Origin of the sequence: Lacticaseibacillus paracasei subsp. paracasei (genome assembly GCF_000829035.1) — a bacterium.
In the GTDB taxonomy this organism is placed as follows: Bacteria; Bacillota; Bacilli; order Lactobacillales; family Lactobacillaceae; genus Lacticaseibacillus; species Lacticaseibacillus paracasei.
The window spans coordinates 2,373,356-2,393,265 of sequence record NZ_AP012541.1 but is presented as its reverse complement, the minus strand read 5'-3'; the positions used below and the strand labels follow the sequence as shown (position 1 = coordinate 2,393,265).

The following is a 19,910-nucleotide window of genomic DNA, read 5'->3' as shown; positions in this document are numbered from 1 at the left end:
GTGTTCTGATAAGTAAGCAATTTTGGGAGGCTTTTTACACATGACAGTTGTTAATGGTTACGAACAAAGCGATGCAGAAAAGAAATTGAACATTTTGAACTTGCCGTCATTGGCAGATGAAGCAAAGAAGATTATTCCTACTGGCGGTTATGGTTATATCGTCGGGGGTTCTGAAGATGAGTGGACCTTGGCCGAAAACACAAAGGCGTTTAATCACGCTCAGATTGTTCCTAAGGCATTGTCCAACATTGATTCTCCAGATCTGTCCACCAACTTCTTGGGCATTGATCTCAAGACGCCAATTATGATGGCACCGACTGCTGCGCAAGGTTTGGCTCATAGCCAAGGCGAAAAAGATACTGCGCGGGGCGTTGCAGCTGTTGGCGGGTTGATGGCTCAGAGTACCTACAGCTCAACATCCATCGCTGATACAGCCGCGGCCGGCAATGGCGCACCGCAGTTGTTCCAACTGTACATGAGTAAGGATTGGGACTTCAACAAGAGCTTGCTCGATGAGGCTAAGAAGGCCGGTGTGAAGGGCATCATTTTGACGGTTGATGCCACTGTTGATGGTTATCGTGAAGAAGATATCATTAACAACTTCCAGTTCCCAATTCCAATGCCGAACTTGGAAAAGTATTCAGCCGGTGACGGTAAAGGCAAAGGAATTGGCGAGATTTATGCCTCTGCTGCTCAAAAGATCAGTGAAGACGATGTTCGTCGAATTGCCGAATACACCGATCTGCCAGTCATCGTCAAAGGGGTTCAGTCTCCTGAAGATGCTTTGCGCGCAATTGGTGCCGGTGCAGCCGCGATTTATGTTTCCAACCATGGCGGCCGTCAGTTGAACGGTGGTCCGGCATCCTTCGACGTTTTGCCAGCGATCGCAAAGGCAGTTAACAAGCGCGTTCCAATCATCTTTGATTCTGGTGTTCGGCGCGGCAGTCACGCCTTCAAAGCGTTAGCAGCCGGTGCTGATCTAGTTGCCTTTGGCCGGCCAGTGATCTATGGCTTGGCTTTGGGTGGTGCAGAAGGTGTTCAAAGCGTGTTCGAGCAGATTGATCACGAACTTGAAATCATCATGCAACTTGCTGGCACTAAGACGATTGCTGATGTGAAGCACGCACCATTAACACACTTCAACTATGCTGACTAATTCAGCCAGAAGCGTGCTTTAAAAATATAAAATCATGACCTCCGCGACTTTGCTGTTGCGGAGGATTTTTTGTCTTTGTGCCATTTCAATTGCTTTTAAAGGCAATCACAGTCAGCTTTATCTGCTAACGATCCCATCAAAAAAGCCCCGCTGCCATTTGAAATGGCAACAAGGCTTAGCGGCAATCAGGTCACAGCCCGATTTGACTTAATGTGTACATAGCATTACGAAATTCATCTCGGCGATTAGCCTTTTTTTCGACATCACTAGGTAATTCAGTCATGTCGATACGAACAACGGCGCGCCGCAAAAGGCTGACCATTGTCTTGTCGTTCATTTTGATGTAGAGGTGATCGGCGTCAAATCGCTCAACCGCGTCCTCCCAGACCCGGGCGTTTTCGTGGTCGCTTTCCACGTTGCGCTTAATCAGCGACTTGCCATCGACGGTGTTGAATGTGACATCATATGTTGTCATATGAATTCTCCCTTCATTGATCACTTTCATTATACAACGGGTCGTTGGGATGGAGAATGAATTGCCAAAGATATAAGGTATTGGCCAGCAAATACGCAGTTAAGCCTAGCATAAACGGCAATGGCATAGCCGCCGTCATGAAGCTGTATACCCCAAAAATCATGAGTGAAAATCCTAAATAAAACCAACGCTTGAAGCCGATGTCGATCTTGTTGGTTGGATAGGCGCGCAAGTAGCCAATCAGGCTAAAATAGTAAACAGCTAAAGCCAAGGTAATCGCCGCGGCAAACCAACGCGGATCTAATTCCTGAGTCAACCACAGGTGGATAAACGTGCTGATGCTAAGGATGGCCGCTAATAACGGGTAATGAAGATGAATAGCTGCCAAACCGCCTGTTTTTATCTGGCGGTTAAGGCCGTTATCATAAACTAGCTGATAAGCCACAAAAAGCAATATAACCACAAAGAAAAACAAACCGGCCTGCAGTGATAAGCCGCTATAAACCGTATCGGCCACGCCAATAACCGCTTCTCCGAAAATCAGCAGGACCAGTAGCGAGTAACGCTCACTCAAATGACTAAAATCCACCGGGGCAGCATTGATCGTTCGCCAGAAAAGCAGCGGGACAAAACTGGCCCCCACAACGCCCAAAAAGAAGACCGTGAATGACAGCGAGTATGGGGTTAGGAAAGGCGATACAAGTGCCAGCGCGCCAGCAATTGTTAAGGTCAGGCCAAAAATTTTGGGTAAAGCAGCATGTTTTTGCCGCCAGATCAGGCCATATTGAATCGCAACACTCAAAAACAAAATGGCGGTGCTCAATTGAAAGGACCATTTTGTTTTAACGAAATCAACGTTGATGGCGGTACTTAAGACGATGACCCAGAACATATTAAAAAGAGTAAAGAGACTTTGGGCTAGTTGGTTGTTAAAGTACCGGTTGGCTAAGACAGTTTGGTAAGTCCAAATCACCCAGAAAACAAGTAGCATCATCAAAAACTCACCAAGCATACGCGGAGCAATGAAACCATGTGTCGGCAGTGCAAGCGCTTGCGCCATACGGCCAACGGCATAGGCAAAAATTAAATCATAGAACAGCTCGACCATCGTAACCGATTTATGCGACTGGGTCATGAGCATCCTTCTTTCTAAAGGCAAAGAGACAAGCCTTCGCCGATCTCGTATATATAGTAGCCTATCATTTTCCAGCTTTTCCGGCAAAAATGCAGAGCGGGAAAAGGCCCAGTTAGAAGCTGGAACGTAAGCGACCTCAAGCCTAAATGGCTGGGCTTTGGGAGGCCCTTATGTGGAGGCTTCTGGGCCTGTTCGCGTGGTTCAGTGAGAAAATGTGGATGGTTCGGGTTTTAGTTCTCTTCTAATGAGTTTGTTCCGGAAGCCCGAGCTGGTTAGAGTGGTGGGGCACGACTTCGAGCTAATGCGCAAGGCCAACGCCGTCTCGCCACTAGGACTTGGTCTAAGCGAAGAAAACTGCTTCGCTTTGACCATTGAGTCCATTGCTATTCCGCTGGTTTCATCAATGAAGTAGAATGACAAACATGAAACTAAGCAAAGCAGCACTATTTGATGCGTTTACCACTCGCCCGCGCAGTCTGGTATACTAGTTGGGTTAAGGAGGCCGTTTTGTGGTTAAATTAGTCCTGTTAAGGCATGGCGAGAGCATCGCCAATCAGAAGAATACTTATACCGGCTGGTCGGATGTGGGTTTAACCGCAGAGGGTAAGGCACAGGCTGAGACAGCTGGGGAAAAAATCGCGTCCACGGGGATCTTGTTTGATCATGTTCATACGAGCGTGCTATCGCGGGCAATCATGACGGCATACATCGTGCAAGATAAGATCGGCCAGAACTACCTGCCGATCACGAAAAGTTGGCGGCTTAATGAGCGGCATTACGGTGCCTTACGTGGTATTAACAAGGACTTGACGCGCAAGCTGTTTGGCCCGGATCAGGTTGAAAGTTGGCGGCGGAGTTTTTCCGCACATCCGCCATTACTTGCTAATCCTAGTCGAACCCGGCGGTACCACTGTTATCCAGCCACGATCATCCCGCGCGGCGAGAGCCTCGCCGATGCGAGTCAACGGTTGTTACCGTATTGGACAGCTGAACTGGCACCGCGCCTTTTGTCCGGGAAAAATCAGCTCATTGTCGCTCACGGCTCTACTTTGCGCGCCTTGGTGAAGTTTATGGAAGACATCAGCGATGCTGGCATCAACAAGGTCGAAATTGGAAATGCGCAACCAATTGTTTACACCTTGGATGACAAGATAACCATTCTGGATAAGCAAACTTTATAAAATTATGGAGGCTGAGCCATAATTCCCTTGCAAGACTTGTGATTCATTAAATTCCGAATAATCGTAGAAAGTCGCTAGGCTAAAACTTTTTTGCCGTGCCAAACTCCGCAATCTCCGGCCAGCTGGGGTGGCGACGCGTAGCTAGAGCGGAGACGGCGCTTCGAGCCCGCAAAGCCCACGGTCTCGAAGTCGCCTAACAACATCAGCGACAAAGCCCGGTCGCTGTGTTGTTTGCACGGCTGAGCCCCATCTGGCCTACGATTGCTCCGCCTTGGCACTACGGTCTTTAAAATCGCAATAAATAATCCATGAGAAGTCAAAAACGAACGGTTTTCCAATAACGGAAAACCGTTCGTTTTTAATAGCTGACTAAGAATTATGACCCAGCCACTTTATTTTGCTAGTATTCAGCCTCTCCAAATAAGTTGCCAAACTTTTCGCGACGAAATATCACGTCATATATCGCAAAAATGTTATAATTAACATTAATGAATAGGAGGTGGCCGTCACGCAACTGACCCAGCGCCAAAATAAAATCATTCAGCTACTGAAAGCGGAAAGTCCGATGACAGGGGAAACGTTGGCGACTAAGCTCAACATTAGTTTGGCGACAATTCGCGCTGATTTACGGCTGTTGACAACAATTGGAATCTTAGATGCGCGACCTAAAGTCGGCTATGCGTATCAAGGCGAGAATCTGTTGCAAATGGATAGCCAAAAGTTCTTTCAGACCACTATTGCTGCTATCTTACTGCCGCCGACGGAGATTAAATTGACGACATCAATGGAAGAAGCCGTCACCAAACTGTTTTTAGCCGACGTTGGTTCATTGTACGTATTAGATGATGATGGTGCTTTAGTTGGCCTCATCTCGCGTAAAGATTTATTACGAGCAAGCTTTACTAATCGCGATACAACGTTACCAGCGAGCATCGTCATGACCCGCATGCCGAATGTGATTACCGTCACCGCTGATACATCGATCATCGCGGCCAGCAAACTGCTCCTTAAACACAATGTTGATTCGCTGCCGGTAGTCCAAAATGCTGGCGATACCCATGTGATTGGAAAAATTACAAAAAACCGAATTTTTAAATATCTCATTGAAACCCTTGTCCCATAAGCTGTTCGTACATTGTTGCGAGCGGCTTTTTTGTTGTCATTAATGATTCAAAAAATAATTAGGCCAATTTTATGTGTAAACGCTTGCATTTTGTCTTCAAAAATAATACATTATAAATCGAACATATATCACGTCACATTAAACGAAAGGAAGACTTTATGATGAAACAGATTTATGCATTTGCTGAAGGCAACATGGAGATGCGCGCACTTTTAGGTGGCAAAGGTGCTAATTTGGCCGAAATGACGAATCTTGGCCTGCCGGTGCCGCCGGGATTCACGATTACCACTGCTGCATGCCACAGCTATCAAACCAATCACGGTCTCTCAGATGATTTGTTGCGAGAATTAGATACACACTTGACGGCCTTGGAGCAGGCAACTGGCAAGCAGTTCGATGATCAGACATCCCCGTTGCTCGTGTCGGTTCGTTCCGGCGCGCCGATTTCAATGCCGGGGATGATGGATACAATCTTAAACATCGGCTTGAATGATCAAACCGCTGTGGCTTTGGCAAAACTCACGAATGATCCGCGATTTGCGTATGACAGTTATCGCCGCTTGCTTGCGATGTTCGGCAATGTGGTCTACGGCCTTTCGGAAAAAGCGTTTGATGACGTTCTAACGACCATGAAACGTGATAAGGGCTATGCTTCAGATTTGGATCTGACAACGACTGATTTGCAGGCAATCATTGCATCATTTAAGCAACTGTATGAGCAGGCAGGCAAAACGTTCCCACAGGCGCCTAAGGATCAGATGTTAGCGGCGATTGCAGCCGTCTTTGAGTCATGGAATAACCACAGAGCCGTGATTTATCGTCGGGAAAATCAAATCCCTGAAGATCTTGGAACTGCGGTGAACATTCAGACCATGGTTTTCGGGAATGCTGGTGAAGATTCTGGGACCGGGGTTGCCTTTACACGTGATCCGGCAACTGGCGAACGCGCCTTGTTCGGCGAATATCTATTGAACGCACAAGGTGAGGATGTGGTTTCCGGTGTGCGGACGCCGCAGCCGGTCGCCGTTTTGCAGGCACAAATGCCAGCAGTTTATGATCAGCTGGCAACCATCGCTACGAAACTGGAGCAACATTATCGTGATATGCAGGATTTGGAGTTCACGATTGAACACGGCCATTTTTATCTGTTGCAGGCGCGTAATGGGAAAAGAACGCCAGCCGCGGCGGTGAAAATCGCGGTTGATTTAGTTAATGAAGGACTGATCAATCAGCATGAGGCTATTCTGCGGGTGGCACCTAAATCGATCAGTGACATGCTGCATCCGGAATTTGATCCTGAAGTGCTGGCCGCGCATACTGTTTTGGCAACTGGTTTGCCAGCTTCACCGGGAGCGGCTTCTGGTGAAGTTTACTTCACTGCCGCTGATGCCAAAACGGCGCACGATGCCGGCCATCAAGTTATTTTGATGCGGCAAGATACCTCGCCTGAAGATATTGAAGGTATGATTGTCAGTCAGGCAATTGTGACGGCGCGTGGCGGGATGACGTCACATGCAGCGGTTGTAGCTCGCGGCATGGGTGCGACTGGGGTTGTCGGCATGCACGCACTAAGCGTTGATGAACATGCGAAAACTGCCACGGTTGGGTCAACCGTTCTCCACGAAGGCGATTGGGTATCGGTTGACGGTACCACTGGCAATTTGTATCGTGGTCAAATCACCACAACGGCGGCGATGGTCAAGGAAAGCTTAGCCACTTTATTGACATGGGCAAAAGATGCAAGTAGCATGGCCGTGTTTACCAATGCAGATACTCCTAAGGATTTGGAGCAAGCACTGGCATTTGGTGCTGATGGCATCGGCTTAACCCGGACTGAACACATGTTTTTCCAACCAGAACGACTGTTGCAGATGCGCCGATTGATTTTGGCCAAAGATGCGGCTGGTCGCAAGACGCCGCTACAAGCGCTAGAAAAAATGCAGGAGCAGGATTTTTACGAGCTATACCGGCTTGCGAATGGTAAAGCAGTGACGATTCGCCTCTTGGATCCGCCGCTGCATGAGTTCTTGCCACATGATAGCCGAGAAATCAGTGAAGTTGCGCAAGATCTTGGCCTGGAGCAAAATCAGCTACGCGAACGGATGGCTGCCCTCAAGGAAGTCAATCCAATGTTGGGGCATCGTGGTGATCGATTAGCTATGACTTTCCCAAATATTTATGAGATGCAGGTTCGGGCCATGATGCATGCGGTATTCCGGCTTGCCGACGAAGGCATGAAGGTCACCCCGCACATCATGATTCCACTGACCAACTCCGAGACTGAATTGATCTGGGTTCGGAAATTGGTAACAGATCAAATCAAGCAACTAGTCGCAACAAAAGGGATCAAAGTCGATTACGAAGTCGGCACCATGATCGAAACCCCACGTGCTTGCATCACGGCCGATAAGATTGCGAATGCTGCCGATTTCTTCAGTTTTGGGACTAATGACCTGACGCAGTTGACCTTTGGCTATTCCCGTGATGATGTTGGCTCGTTCTTGCCGGACTATTTGAGTAAAGGCATTTTACCAGCAGATCCATTCCAAACCGTTGATACGGAAGGTGTTGGGGCCTTCATGCAGATGGCTGTCGAGAAAGGCCGGGCGACAAAGCCGCAACTGACCATTGGCGTCTGTGGTGAAGTCGGTGGCGATCCTGACTCTGTGACCTTCTTTAACCAAATTGGCGTCAGCTACGTTTCGTGCTCGCCATATCGGGTGCCGGTTGCTCGTCTCGCTGCTGCTCAGGCAACGTTGCGTGCAGAAAAACAGACGAAGCAGCCTTCATAAAGCCGCTTGCAGTAAAAAGTTTCGAAAAAGTTCGATTTTCTGGTCCACATGACAAGTTTACAAAAAACGAAAACCGACTTGATGGATAAAAAAGAAGCTATATCGCGCCCAGCAGAATGCTGTGCATCAGATATAGCTTCTTTTTAGTAACGCGACTTAATCGTCTTCGTCTTCGGGTTGAGCTTCTGCTTGGGAACGCGTTAGCCGATTGAGTTTGGTAATCGGAATTTTACCAAGAACCAGTGGCACGGTTTCATCGATGGTATCCGCATATTCCAAGCCGAACCATTGCGCGGGTGAAACTGCGATGTGCTGGAGTCGTAGCCGCGCCTGAATGATGGCCTTCTGGAAACCTTTGATCTGGGTCTGCGGTGAAAGCTCTTCGTGCAGCAAGACAAAAGTCCAGTCGCCAACTTGTCGATCCGGAATGGTTGTGTATTTTTGCGGTTGCGTTGGTAATTCACCTTCACGCATCATGTCATTGACAATTTGCCGTAAGAACACGTTGACCTGTTGTTGCATCCGGAAGCCGAGATAGAGTTGGACGTTGACCATATAATCGGTCCCATACGTATCCGTTGTATATTCGGCAGTATACGGTTCATCCGTAACATTGACAGTAACAAACCAGTAAACCCGTGCGCGTTTTGGCCGTTTATCCAAAATTGAGTAGAGAATTTCCTTTTTGATGTAATGGTCATTCGCAATTTGGGTCATGTAAACCAAGTTGGTGGTGTATGTTGGATAATCTGGATCGTTGCGAAGCTCGGACAGTTGATTTTTATAGGCAAAAAGCGAAGCCATTTCGGCTCGATAAGTGTTGTCGTCGCGAATTCTGCCACCGTATTGCCAAACATACATCACGGCCAAAATGATAAACGCGATCATGGCGGTGACATAACCACCGTGCAAGAACTTAACCGCGCTGGAGATGAAGAAGACTGTTTCAATGGCACTAAAGAAGATCAATGTCCCGATCGCAATCACAGCAGGCGCATGACGCGAACGCAGGTATTGGTACAGCAGTAGGGTGGTCATCAGCATAGTAATGGTGATGGCCAAGCCATAAGCACCTTCCATTTCAGCACTGGTTTTGAAGTAGCCAATGATCGCTAAGCAAGCCAACCATAAAATGGTGTTGACGACTGGAATATAAAGCTGCCCCTTTAACCTTGTTGGGTAAATGATGTGCAGTCGTGGCAAGAAGCGCAGTTTAATAGCTTCGGAAACCAGTGTATAAGAGCCGGAAATCAATGCTTGTGACGCGATGATCGCCGCCAAGGTTGCTAAAATAATTGCGCCTAACCGGATGCTTTCTGGCAACATCTGAAAGAACGGGTTGAAGTCAGTAATCTTGTTGAACACCGTTACTTTTGAATTTTGATCCAGCCAGACAGCTTGGCCAAAATAGTTGAGCACCAAACAGATATTGACATATGGCCAGCTGAGATAGATGTTACCGCGACCAACATGGCCCATGTCAGAATACAATGCCTCAGCACCGGTGGTTGCCAGGAAAATACTGCCAAGAATGAAGAGCCCCATTTTATTGTCTGGACTGACCAGTAAATGGAGTGCGTAATAAGGGTTCAAGGCGCGCAACATGGACCAGTCCTTTGACAAGGCAATAAAGCCAGCAACGCCTAAGAATGTAAACCAGACAAACATGATCGGACCAAACGCCTTACCAATCAGATCGGTACCAAATCGCTGAATGAAGAACAGGAAGGTAATGATCAAAATGGTGACCCAAATCACCTGTTGCTGATTGTCGATTAAGATGTTGCCGTTAATATGGACACCCTTCAAACCTTCAATCGCGGTTGTGACGGTCACAGCCGGTGTCAGCATCCCATCTGCCAGCAGAGCAGCACCGCCAACCATGGCGGGCAGTACCAACCAACGAGCGCGCTGGCGAACAAGCGTATACAGCGCAAAGATCCCGCCTTCACCATTGTTATCAGCCCGTAATGCAATCAAGACATATTTAACCGTGGTGATAATGAGCAGGGTCCAGAAAATCAAGGACACTGAGCCGACCAAAAAGTCAGTATCAAAATGTCCCATGCCGCCGTTGCCAGCAACGATTGATTTCATTACGTATAGTGGTGACGTCCCGATATCGCCATAGACGACACCGAGGGTTACCAGTAAAGCCGCGGCAGTAATTTTATGTCGCAGTTTCTTATTAGCAGTCAAGCCTGACGCCATTTTTGAGCCTCCTGAAAAGTAATACCGTCATTGTAGCAGAATCACGACATATTGTAAGGCGAACTTGCGGCATTCGTTCGCCTGAATAATAAATTTAGTTATATTGTCGGCCACTAATGAATAAGAAACAGCGGCATGAGTTACGTTATGTTGTTTTTATTTCATTGATCAGTTTCGTAAAATTCGTTGAAATAAGTATCAAGATCGAGTGGCCCAAGTTTGAAGGGAATATGGTGGGCTGCTAAACCCAACAGTAGTTGATTGAAATGCTCACCTGGCAATTTTTGGATTGGCAGCACCAACATACCGTTGGGATAATGTTCCCACGGCATACGTGGTAAACGGCTGGCATTTTCTTCAGCAACCTGCACATATAAAGGCTGCTGTTCGTGTTGGTCGATGGTTTTGATGATCTTCCCGTCACGCATGAAGTAGATGAGGTCGGCGTACCCTTGCAGATTGTTCAGCAAGTGGGAGACCGTGATAATCAGCTTGCCTTCTGCGCGTAAGCCGCGCAAAATGCGAGACATTCGCGCAACATTGATCGTGTCAAGTCCGTTCATAAATTCATCCAGTAGCATGATCGGGGTGTTAGCCGCCATGACCATACCAAAACATAACCGCTGTTTCATGCCCATTGAATAGGTACGCACCGGTTGATTGATGTAGTCCCGCATGTCAAGCACATTGATAATCTGTTTCACGCTCTTCGAACGATTGTGCCAAAGCTTGGCATAATACTCGAGGTGCGCTTTGCCGGATAAATCTGGATAAAGATCATCTTGAACTGGGAAAAGGCACATCTGCCGGTGCAGCGCAAGGCTTTGTTTCTGACTACCATAACTTTTACCATCTACCAGCACTTTGCCTGCTTGTGGTTTTAGATCATTGAGAATCAAGCGCAGCAAGGTAGTTTTGCCGGTACCATTGGGGGCGACAATTCCGACGATTGATCCGCCATTCATGGTGAGGCTGATGTCGTGAATGACGTTGGGTTTGTTTTTAAAACTTAATGCAAGATTTTGCAGTTGCAATTCCATGATGTACCCTCCTGTAAAATGCGTACGCATCACGCTGGTTTCTAACCGCGCCAGCTCACGCTCTATTTAACCGTCGCAGCATGTCGGCGATGTGTCACGATGAACAGCATGATTTCTAGCAGGACAATGACACTGCCAATCACGATGACCCCAGATAGCGGTGTCATTTGGCCGGTATCGTATCTGAAATTTTGTAGGCCGTTGACGATGGCTGCTGGATTCATGTAACTAGGCAGATAGTAGGCTGTTTGGGGTACGGAGAAGGCTAAACCTTGCATGAAATAGAGCGGTTCGCCAAAGAGCAGTAGGACGCTGAGAACCAGTCCGATCAATTCGTTGTGAAAGAGCAATTGGCAAAGCAAGTTAAGTCGAATGAACAGCCACATGAGCAGTACAGTCAAACCAAGCATCATGAGTAAAGCAGAACCAAGTGCCAGTGGCTGGACATAAGCGTAAGACCCGTTTTTGGCAAAGTTACTGATGGCTGTGGTTAGTGAACCAAGACCATGGAAGGGGATGACACATACAGCAGTCACACCAATTAGCAGGGTGACTGCCCCGGCGAGGGTACCAAGTACCGTCAGCGTTTTGGTATTGATGGCATGCCACGGACTAAGTGGCAAAGAACGCGCAATACTGCGATGACGTTGCTCGCTGGTCAGCAGATCATTCGCAAGCAGAATGGTGATGAGCAACAACGCTGTCAGCCAGCCACCCAATGCGCCGCGGAAAAGTGTCTGCCAGAATGTTTGCTGATGAATTGTCGATACATCTGGATGTGCTTGTTTTGCCAAAGGTATTAGTGATTGCGTTAAAACAACATTAGCGTAAGCAGCATCAGCATCGGGATATTGACGATTTTCGTAATAATAGGTGAGCGGGTAATGGAACGGACTGCTTTGGGCATCGGGATTAGCAGCATATCTTCGCAAAAAACCGAGATAGTTGATAGTTGCGCGAACGTAAGCTTTATTTTTTCCTTGCTTTTGCGCTGTTAACATCTGGGTTTCAAGCTTAGCAAATTCGCGTGTTGATGGCACCCACACAGCGGTATTAGGCCCGTGCGATTCGTTGACAAAGGCAATATTTTTATCGCGATCACGGGTTAAAACAGTTGCTGTCGGTAACTCGACCGGTGTGGTGTTCGGTGGGAAAAAGACAAATTGGCAGATCAGGGCAACTAAGGCGATACCAATTACCGCTAGATTTTTCCGGTTAGTCAGCAGCTGGTGGAACTGAAAACGAAAATAAGCCATCATGCTGCCTCCTTTTTGACACGTAGGCCAAAGATAAAGAGATTAACAAAGGTCCAGAGAAACAGCAAACCAGTGCCAATGACGACGCTAGCAAGTGGCTGGTTCAAGCGATCCACTAAGGTACCGCTTAATGTCGCGTAACTGTCTAGATATGGCATTGGCAGGAACCACAGGAAATGGAAGAGCTGTGGTAGCATGACTGGCAATAATCCGGCTGCCATGACGATAAAGGCGGTCAGATAAACGTTGGTGATCCAAGTATTGACTAGCATACTAAAACTGATGAGCCAAATACCGGCTAAGATTGTCAGGCCGCCAAACAAAAGTATGTATTGCCACAATGGCAGTATGGCTGTACCCATGACGGCGATCGGATAATTGAAGTCACCTAGGCCAGCTATCAGGGCTGGTGTCGCAACCATCAAAGCAAAACCGGCAAGCAGCGTTAAGATGTAAAAACCGGTAAGCATTAGTAGGCGGCTGCTCCCCGCAAGGCCAGCTGTCAAAGGACGAGCAGTGATGAGTGTCCGGTGTCGCCGCCGCTCGATCCAACTGTCGCAACTGAGCAATATCGCAGCAGCGCCAGTGATCCAGCCGAGATAAGGTAACACCAAAACAATATAAGAAGCACTTGTGCTAACGCTTGTTGCAGCAGGCCGGCCTTCAGATTTTAAAACGTTCAGGCTCAGCACATCGCCAGTAAGCTGATGCAACGGTGGCAGCGGCATCGTGTTGAGCGCTTTGTAATGATGTTGGCGCATGGCTAGCTGCGCCGTACGTAAACTAAGCAGCCCATTACGGGTAGTGTCAGGCTCATCAAGCTGCAGGCCCAAGCCAATGACGCCGGTTGCTGAATTTTGGGCGTCAAGATTAGCCAATAATGGTTTTTGTGCTTGACTCAACGTATCCAGATTATATTCAGCATAGTTGGCCAACGCGGCGTTGGCTGTTGCTTGTGATGTTTGAGTGACATCGAGCTGTTTGGTCCAACTTAAAGCGAAAAACGCCACGATAAAAGCGGCCATGAACAACCCGAGTACGGCCATGTTTTTTCGTGAATGAATGATTTGGCGCCAGTCAAAGGCGAATTGTGTCCCCATACATTGCCCTCCAAAGTGAGCGTTTTCTGAGATGACTCCGGTATCAAAAAACGCGTGGTTACGATGTGTCACCAGAATACCACATTTTTCTTTAATCAAAAAAGTTCGATACGTCAACTAGCAAAACATTTTTTGATGGTTTCGCAAGGGGGTTGCGAACAGCAAAAAGCCTCACGATCATTGACCGTGAGGCTTTGCAATATGACAGCTTACCAATTCGTATGGACTTATTTGGAAGCTAAAGCACCCATTGGATCCCATGGGGCCAGAACGGTTGGTTTGTCGTATTCGTTCTTGATGACGTCTTGCAAGTCAGCTGACAGGTACTTTTTGGAGATGACAACTTGGTAAACGAATTCGTCAAACCAAGAATCACTGGCCACAAAATAGCCTTTGTCACCGACCTTGTCGCCCCAAGAGTTTTCAACCTTCCACTTGGTTGGCTTGCCGTCGACAATGTCAACGCCGGTGAGGACCATTGCGTGAGTCATGAGGCTTTCGCCGTAATCGAGGCGTTCCGCCTTGGTCATGGTGAAGTCGGTGTTGAAAAGATCATCCTTCTTATAGATGTTGGTATCCATGATGCCCAATTGCCGATCAGAACTCTGACCAACATCAGAACCGAACCAAACCGATTCGCCTGCCTTGAGCTGCTTAACGGCCAAGGCTTTGAAAGTATCGATATCGAGGTTCAAGTGCCGAACTTCGCGGCCGCCGACAACGTTGCCGAGCATTTCAACCGTGTATAAATGGTTGTATGGCTTGTCGTCGGTTGGCGCATTGATGATACTTTGGTAATCATCAAGGTTCCACGCAACGTACTTCTTGAAGAAGGTCTGCGGGGTGAGTTCGCGGTCAATATGATACTGCTTATCATCATCGCGATATTCGAAGTCGAACTTCGTCGGCGGGTTGCCTAAGGTGTAAGCCAAAATCCGATAATCTTCAGCTAACATTTTCTGTTTAGCTGCTTCAATATCAGCATCGCTTGCTTTATCAGCAACCAGTTTGCGAAGCGCAACGGCGTCCTTGCGTAACTTCAAGTTCAACAAACCGTTCAACTCGCTACTTTTACTTGAGCTGTATGTTTCCGGCATCACGGACTTAGGAACGATCCCGTATTTTTCGATCAAAGCAGACAACATATCCCACTGACCACCATCCTGTTGTGGTGTGGCCATCAAAAAAGCAACTTTACGGCTGTCGAGTGGTTGATCGGCGGTTTTCAGAACATTTTCATAAAAATAATTGGATTTTTCAAATTTGTCCCAGAAGAAGGTGTAATTCTGAGAAAGTTCGAAGTCTTTGATTTTAAATTGTGCTTGAATGCCGTGACGCATCGTGTTGAGGGCGGCAAACATCCAGCAACGGCCACTTTGCTTTTGGTTGGCAACGCTGCCGGTATCAAGTTCAATAGAAAAAGTCGGGGTCATGGCAACTTTGCTGTCCGTGTTCTCAGCAGTTGCGTTGATACCGTTGTTCATGACCGCTTTTTGAAGAGCGGATGCACCGGGTGTGGCTTGGAGATCTTGTTTGAATTGAGCCAGATCGCCAGTGGTAATTTCTGCAGACATTAAAAGACACTCCTTTTTTGTGAGCGCGAGCCAGCCCGGTTAGAAACCGGAGTGTAAGCGGCGCCAGATGTGATGGCCCGGTTTTGGCCATTGCATCTGGGGCCCTTACACGCAGGTTTCTGGGCTGGCGAGCGCGTTAAAGTTAAGCGCGAGCAGAAGCGCTTAGAAGCCGGAGCATAAGGGGGCTTGAACTCAAATGAACCGAACTTGGCCATTTGAACTCAAGGTCCTGATGTGCAGGCTTCTGCGACTGCAAGCGCGTTATGAAGACGAAGACAAGAGCCTTCATGAAAGCATGAGCTAGCATGTAGGTGCACTGCCTTTGTCGAACATCATTAGTCTAGCATACAAGTCTAATTTAATTCAGGAAATCCCAGACTGGTACGTTAATTGGTGTTGCTTTAAGTGCTGCTTGATCAGCTGGATCGAGCAGATCTTTTCGAACGACCACTTCATAAACATATTGGTAGAACCAAGATGCATCAGCAACAAAATAGCCATCGTGACCGTTGTCTTTGCCCCAAGAATTTTCGACTTTCCATTTGGTGACCTCGCCGTCAACAACATCAGCGCCAGTCAGCGTCATAGCATGCGACATTTCTGCTTCGGTGGTCACAATTCGATCAGTTTTGTCGAAATGAAGATCCAGATCGAATAAGTCACTGTAGTTATACAGCCCGCCTTTAAGCGTGCCAGATTTGCGATCCATATCAGCGAGCACATCATTGCCGAACCAAACGGCTTCACCGGCCTGTAGCTGGGTTAAAGCCAGTTTTTTCAACTGGTCAGGTGGTAGATTCAGAATGGTCAGGGGATGACCGCCGACAACGGTGTTCGCTGAAGCGATGGTATACAGCTGATGATATTTTTTGTTCGGCTCCGGATCACTCGCAACCACAACGTAATCGTCAAAATGCCACTTCACATATTTTTTGAAGAAAGACTGCGGGGTCAGGTTGGTGTCGCGGTGGTACTGCTTCTTATCATCGCGATATTCAAAGTCAAATTGGGTTGGCGGGTTGCCAAAAGTATAAGCGAGAATGCGGTAAACAACGCTGAGAAATTCGCGTTTTTTAGCGGCAATGGCGTCATCGCCAGCGTTGGCCTGTTTCAACTCACGCAAGACTTTGGCATCTTTGCGCAGCTTCTCATTCAAAACGCTGTTGAGTTCAACCGTTTTTTCGCTGTTGTAGGTTTCTGGCATGATTGACTTAGGGACTAGACCGTATTTTTCGATCAGTGCTTCAGCCTGATCATAGTGACCGCCATCCTGATCCGGGCCACTCAGATAATCGGCAACTTCGCGGTCATCAAGCGGTTTATCGGCCGTTGCTAAAATGTTTTCATAAAATAAATTAGCTTTTTCCAAACGATCAAAGAAGGCGTTGTAGTTTTGTGAAAACTCGAAGTCCTTAATGCCGAATTCATCAGCAATGCCGTGGCGAACGGTGTTGAGGGTGGCAAAGAGCCAACAGCGGCCACTTTTCTTTTGGTTAGCAACGGTACCGGTATCAAGATCAAGAGAAAAGACCGGTTTCATATCTTCGCCGTCAATGGGTTCGCGACTTGCAGCTTGTGGGCCAACGTTTTGCACCGCACGAGCTGTGGCGCCGGCAGCCGGCTGTTTGGCTAGTTGGGCTTGAAAGTCTTTAATTTGATCAAATGTAATTTCTGACATAGGCGATCTCCTTTTTATTGCATTAAAGAAACCTTACCTCATTTTAATTTGAATTTAAAGATGGAAAACCAATGGATCATTGAGTGGCACAAGCTCGTTAATCTATTCAACAAAATGCTGCAGATTCTCAGAAGAAGAAGTTTCGGGGTATTTTACTTTTAATAAGCACTTACTAAAAGTATAATTTAGACTATGTCCAGTATTATTTGGACATACAATTATCTAGTTAGGTGGGTTTAAGCTTATGGTTAAGGCATATCAGAACTATTTTAAGCATTTAGGCAACTTTTCTGGCACGGCGTCGCGGCGTGAATTTTGGTGGCCGTGGTTGCTTAATGTTATCGTTGGCTATGTCATCATGACGATTTTATTTAATATTTTTGGCATGAACGTCACGCGTGTTTTGAATTTTCAGCCTGGAAAAGAAACCTTTCTTGCATCACTGATTAATTTCATTATTTTTATTGCCAATTGGTCGCTGTCAGTTCGGCGTTTGCATGACACGGGTCGCCGTGGTTGGTGGGTTTTGCTTTGGTATGTGCCAATCATCGGTCAAATCTGGTTATTGATTTACTTCCTGTTACCAACTAAGAAGAATCGCTGGAATGATCGGCTAGCATAGACGATTGTCGCCTATTACCCGGTTGCAGGTTTCTAAGGGAGTCTGCTTGCGCTCATAAAAAAAGCCGCTCATAGCGGCTTTTTTTGTTGCTGTGATGATGTCGGTACGGCGGACGATTAAGCTTCTTTTGTTGGCCGCAAGACATCGGCATATTCGGGGTGATTGTGGAAAGCATGGACGGCGTATGAACAAAGCGGTTCAATCGTTTTGTCTTCCTTGCGAGCTGCAGCCACGACTGTTTCAATCAGCTGGCCGGCAATCCCTTGACCGCGCAAGCTTTCGTCAACAAACGTATGGTCAACCGCCCACGCGTGACCGTCATCAATGTCTTGAAAAGTGACTTCGGCCATTAAGCGGCCGTCCCAGTCCGTGTTAAAAAAACGACCTGGTTCTCGTTGGAATTCCATGGGGCACCTCCTTGGGTCAATTCGTGATGGTACAGGTAAACTTTTAGAGGATTCTTAAGCAGCTTCAGACGCTTACATGTTTGCCTGTTTAATAACCTGTCTACTACCCCAAATCTATCAGGAACGCGGTATAATTACAAGGAGGGAAGCCCTTTCACCATGGCCGTGCCATGTGTCCGCATGGTATGATACTTTGGACACTATTTAAATGGAGGCAGCTATGAAGACCCGAGGTTTTGAGATTGTTTCAAAGTATCAAGATGAAGATTTAACTTTGCCGACCCGGCAGACGAAGCAGGCCGCTGGTTACGACTTTTATGCACGTGAGGACTTCGTCTTAAGAAGTATTTGGCGGTACGACTTTATCCGGCTTTTCCGCTTGATTAAAAATGAGCACCCACTGACCAATAAAGACTTTGAGCGCGCTAAGAAGGTGTTGAAACCTTACTTGGTGCCGACTGGGATCAAAGCCTATATGCAGCCCAATGAAGTTTTAGTGCTAGCGAATCGTTCGAGCAGTCCATTGAAGCATGGCTTGGTGTTGCCGAACGGGATTGGCGTGATTGATGCGGATTACTATAACAATCCAGCCAATGAAGGCGAAATCTTTATTCAGCTACTTAATTTTTTCCCGCGCGATGTCGTGATTAAAAAAGGCGATCGCATCGGTCAAGGTATTTTCATGCCATTCTTATTGGCAGACGGCGATGAAGGCGGCCTAGCCAAGCGACAAAGCGGGTTCGGTTCAACCGATAAAGCGTAACTATTGAAGGGATAATATGGCGAAAGCAAAAACACAATATGTTTGCCAAAACTGTGGCTATATTTCAGCCACTTATCTAGGCCGGTGCCCAAATTGCGGCGGCTGGAACACCTTAGTGGAAGAAACCGTCAGTTCAAGCAAGTCTGTGCCGCGACAAACAGCAACCGGCAGTAAGGTAAAGCCGACGCGGATGAACGATGTGACGATCACCAAAGAAACGCGCGTCAAGACTGGCTTAGATGAACTGAACCGGGTGCTTGGCGGCGGAGTGGTGCCAGGGTCACTGGTGCTGATCGGCGGGGATCCGGGGATTGGTAAATCAACCTTGCTATTACAAGTGTCAGGGCAGTTGGCTAATACCGGCGGAACCGTTTTGTATGTCTCTGGCGAAGAAAGTGCCAGTCAGATCAAAATGCGGGCTGGCCGGCTTGGCGTGGCAAATTCGGGGATGTACTTGTATCCCGAAACCGACATGCCGAGTATTGAAGACGTCATCAACCAAATGCAGCCGGATTACGTTGTGATCGACTCCGTTCAAACTATGAATGTGCCAGAAATGAATTCAGCGGTCGGTTCTGTGGCACAGATTCGTGAAGTGACGGCAGAACTGATGCGCATTGCCAAGTCCAAAGGGGTGACCATTTTCATCGTTGGCCATGTCACTAAGGAAGGGGCGATTGCCGGGCCGAAGATTCTTGAGCATATGGTCGACACGGTGCTCTATTTTGAAGGCGACATGCACCACACGTATCGAATCTTAAGATCCGTCAAAAATCGATTTGGATCGACCAATGAAATCGGCATTTTCGAAATGCATCAAGACGGGTTACAGGAAGTCGCCAATCCCTCGGAAATCTTCTTGGAAGAACGCTTGGCGGGGGCAACCGGTTCTGCGGTGGTTGTTTCGATGGAAGGCACCCGACCAATCTTAGTCGAGATTCAAGCCTTGATCAGTCCAACGATGTATGGCAATGCTAAACGGACGAGCAGTGGGTTGGATCACAATCGAGTGAGCTTGATCATGGCCGTTCTTGAGAAGCGGGCTAACTTGATGTTGCAAAATCAGGACGCCTATCTCAAGGCAACAGGCGGTGTGAAACTCGATGAGCCGGCGATTGACCTCGCCATGGCTGTGGCAATTGCGTCATCTTATCGAGATAAGGAGATTTCACCGACAGATTGTTTTGTCGGTGAAATCGGATTGACGGGGGAAGTGCGCCGCGTCAATCGGATCGAAGAACGTGTCAAAGAGGCGGCCAAATTGGGTTTCAAACGGATTTTTGTACCCCGTAACAACTTGCAAGGCTGGCATGCGCCAAAAGATATTCAAGTCATTGGTGTTACAAGCATTGCCGAAGCGCTGCATAAGGTCTTTAATTAAACTAAGAAAGGGGGGT

16 protein-coding genes and 1 pseudogene are annotated in these 19,910 nt (G+C 47.6%); 7 read left to right on the top strand and 10 right to left on the bottom strand.

Annotated elements, in window-relative coordinates; genetic code table 11:
* Positions 1-40: 40 nt before the first annotated feature.
* Positions 41-1,156: a lactate oxidase gene (locus tag LBPC_RS11695; RefSeq protein ID WP_003588738.1), complete on the top strand. Its 1,116-nt coding sequence runs from the start codon at positions 41-43 to the stop codon at positions 1,154-1,156.
* A gap of 190 nt (positions 1,157-1,346) precedes the next feature.
* On the opposite strand, the gene LBPC_RS11690 is transcribed toward LBPC_RS11695, so the two are convergent.
* The gene (locus LBPC_RS11690) at positions 1,347-1,631 is read right to left on the bottom strand and encodes a chromosome partitioning protein ParB (protein WP_003567280.1); all 285 of its coding nucleotides are present in this window, start codon (positions 1,629-1,631) and stop codon (positions 1,347-1,349) included.
* A 13-nt stretch (positions 1,632-1,644) separates the two neighbouring features.
* A complete protein-coding gene (locus LBPC_RS11685; protein WP_003599717.1) occupies positions 1,645-2,766 on the bottom strand; it encodes a low temperature requirement protein A in 1,122 nt (373 codons plus the stop codon).
* A gap of 509 nt (positions 2,767-3,275) precedes the next feature.
* On the opposite strand from LBPC_RS11685, the gene LBPC_RS11680 reads away from it, so the two are divergent.
* Entirely contained in the window at positions 3,276-3,947 is a 672-nt protein-coding gene (locus LBPC_RS11680; protein WP_003661795.1) for a 2,3-bisphosphoglycerate-dependent phosphoglycerate mutase, read from the top strand.
* Between the two features lie 79 nt (positions 3,948-4,026).
* On the opposite strand, the pseudogene LBPC_RS17295 reads toward LBPC_RS11680, so the two are convergent.
* Positions 4,027-4,225, bottom strand: a pseudogene (locus LBPC_RS17295) (hypothetical protein).
* Positions 4,226-4,446: 221 nt separating this feature from the next.
* On the opposite strand from LBPC_RS17295, the gene LBPC_RS11675 reads away from it, so the two are divergent.
* Positions 4,447-5,070 (top strand): CBS domain-containing protein, encoded by a 624-nt coding sequence (locus tag LBPC_RS11675; protein ID WP_003576237.1) that lies wholly within the window; start codon positions 4,447-4,449, stop codon positions 5,068-5,070.
* 161 nt (positions 5,071-5,231) lie between these two features.
* Positions 5,232-7,862 carry a pyruvate, phosphate dikinase gene (ppdK, locus tag LBPC_RS11670; RefSeq protein WP_032781094.1) on the top strand — a complete coding sequence of 877 codons (2,631 nt, stop codon included), beginning with the start codon at positions 5,232-5,234 and terminating at the stop codon, positions 7,860-7,862.
* A 156-nt stretch (positions 7,863-8,018) separates the two neighbouring features.
* Here ppdK and LBPC_RS11665 read toward each other — a convergent pair whose 3' ends face one another.
* The 6 genes from LBPC_RS11665 to LBPC_RS11640 all read right to left on the bottom strand — a co-directional run bounded on the left by LBPC_RS11665 (position 8,019) and on the right by LBPC_RS11640 (position 16,721).
* Positions 8,019-10,073 (bottom strand): KUP/HAK/KT family potassium transporter, encoded by a 2,055-nt coding sequence (locus LBPC_RS11665; RefSeq protein WP_003599714.1) that lies wholly within the window; start codon positions 10,071-10,073, stop codon positions 8,019-8,021.
* Between the two features lie 161 nt (positions 10,074-10,234).
* Complete coding sequence (locus tag LBPC_RS11660) at positions 10,235-11,113, bottom strand: ATP-binding cassette domain-containing protein (protein ID WP_003567269.1); 879 nt, start codon at positions 11,111-11,113, stop codon at positions 10,235-10,237.
* A gap of 62 nt (positions 11,114-11,175) precedes the next feature.
* Positions 11,176-12,372, bottom strand: coding sequence for a hypothetical protein (locus LBPC_RS11655; protein ID WP_003661801.1), 1,197 nt, complete (start codon positions 12,370-12,372; stop codon positions 11,176-11,178).
* The gene (locus LBPC_RS11650; protein ID WP_003599703.1) at positions 12,369-13,469 is read right to left on the bottom strand and encodes a hypothetical protein; all 1,101 of its coding nucleotides are present in this window, start codon (positions 13,467-13,469) and stop codon (positions 12,369-12,371) included. Before LBPC_RS11650 ends, LBPC_RS11655 begins: the two co-directional genes overlap by 4 nt.
* A 227-nt stretch (positions 13,470-13,696) precedes the next feature.
* Complete coding sequence (locus LBPC_RS11645; protein ID WP_003603257.1) at positions 13,697-15,043, bottom strand: C1 family peptidase; 1,347 nt, start codon at positions 15,041-15,043, stop codon at positions 13,697-13,699.
* 358 nt (positions 15,044-15,401) lie between these two features.
* On the bottom strand, positions 15,402-16,721 hold the full coding sequence (locus LBPC_RS11640; protein ID WP_003603256.1) for a C1 family peptidase: 1,320 nt from the start codon (positions 16,719-16,721) through the stop codon (positions 15,402-15,404).
* A 244-nt stretch (positions 16,722-16,965) separates the two neighbouring features.
* On the opposite strand from LBPC_RS11640, the gene LBPC_RS11635 reads away from it, so the two are divergent.
* A complete protein-coding gene (locus LBPC_RS11635; protein WP_003661802.1) occupies positions 16,966-17,343 on the top strand; it encodes a DUF805 domain-containing protein in 378 nt (125 codons plus the stop codon).
* Between the two features lie 116 nt (positions 17,344-17,459).
* Here LBPC_RS11635 and LBPC_RS11630 read toward each other — a convergent pair whose 3' ends face one another.
* Positions 17,460-17,750, bottom strand: a complete 291-nt coding sequence (locus LBPC_RS11630; protein WP_003567258.1) for a GNAT family N-acetyltransferase — start codon at positions 17,748-17,750, stop codon at positions 17,460-17,462.
* A 220-nt stretch (positions 17,751-17,970) separates the two neighbouring features.
* Between LBPC_RS11630 and LBPC_RS11625 the strand changes: the two genes are divergently transcribed.
* Together LBPC_RS11625 and radA are read left to right on the top strand one after the other, a co-directional pair.
* A complete protein-coding gene (locus LBPC_RS11625) occupies positions 17,971-18,513 on the top strand; it encodes a dCTP deaminase/dUTPase family protein (protein WP_003567256.1) in 543 nt (180 codons plus the stop codon).
* Positions 18,514-18,529: 16 nt separating this feature from the next.
* The gene (radA, locus tag LBPC_RS11620; protein ID WP_003599699.1) at positions 18,530-19,894 is read left to right on the top strand and encodes a DNA repair protein RadA; all 1,365 of its coding nucleotides are present in this window, start codon (positions 18,530-18,532) and stop codon (positions 19,892-19,894) included.
* Positions 19,895-19,910 lie beyond the last annotated feature (16 nt).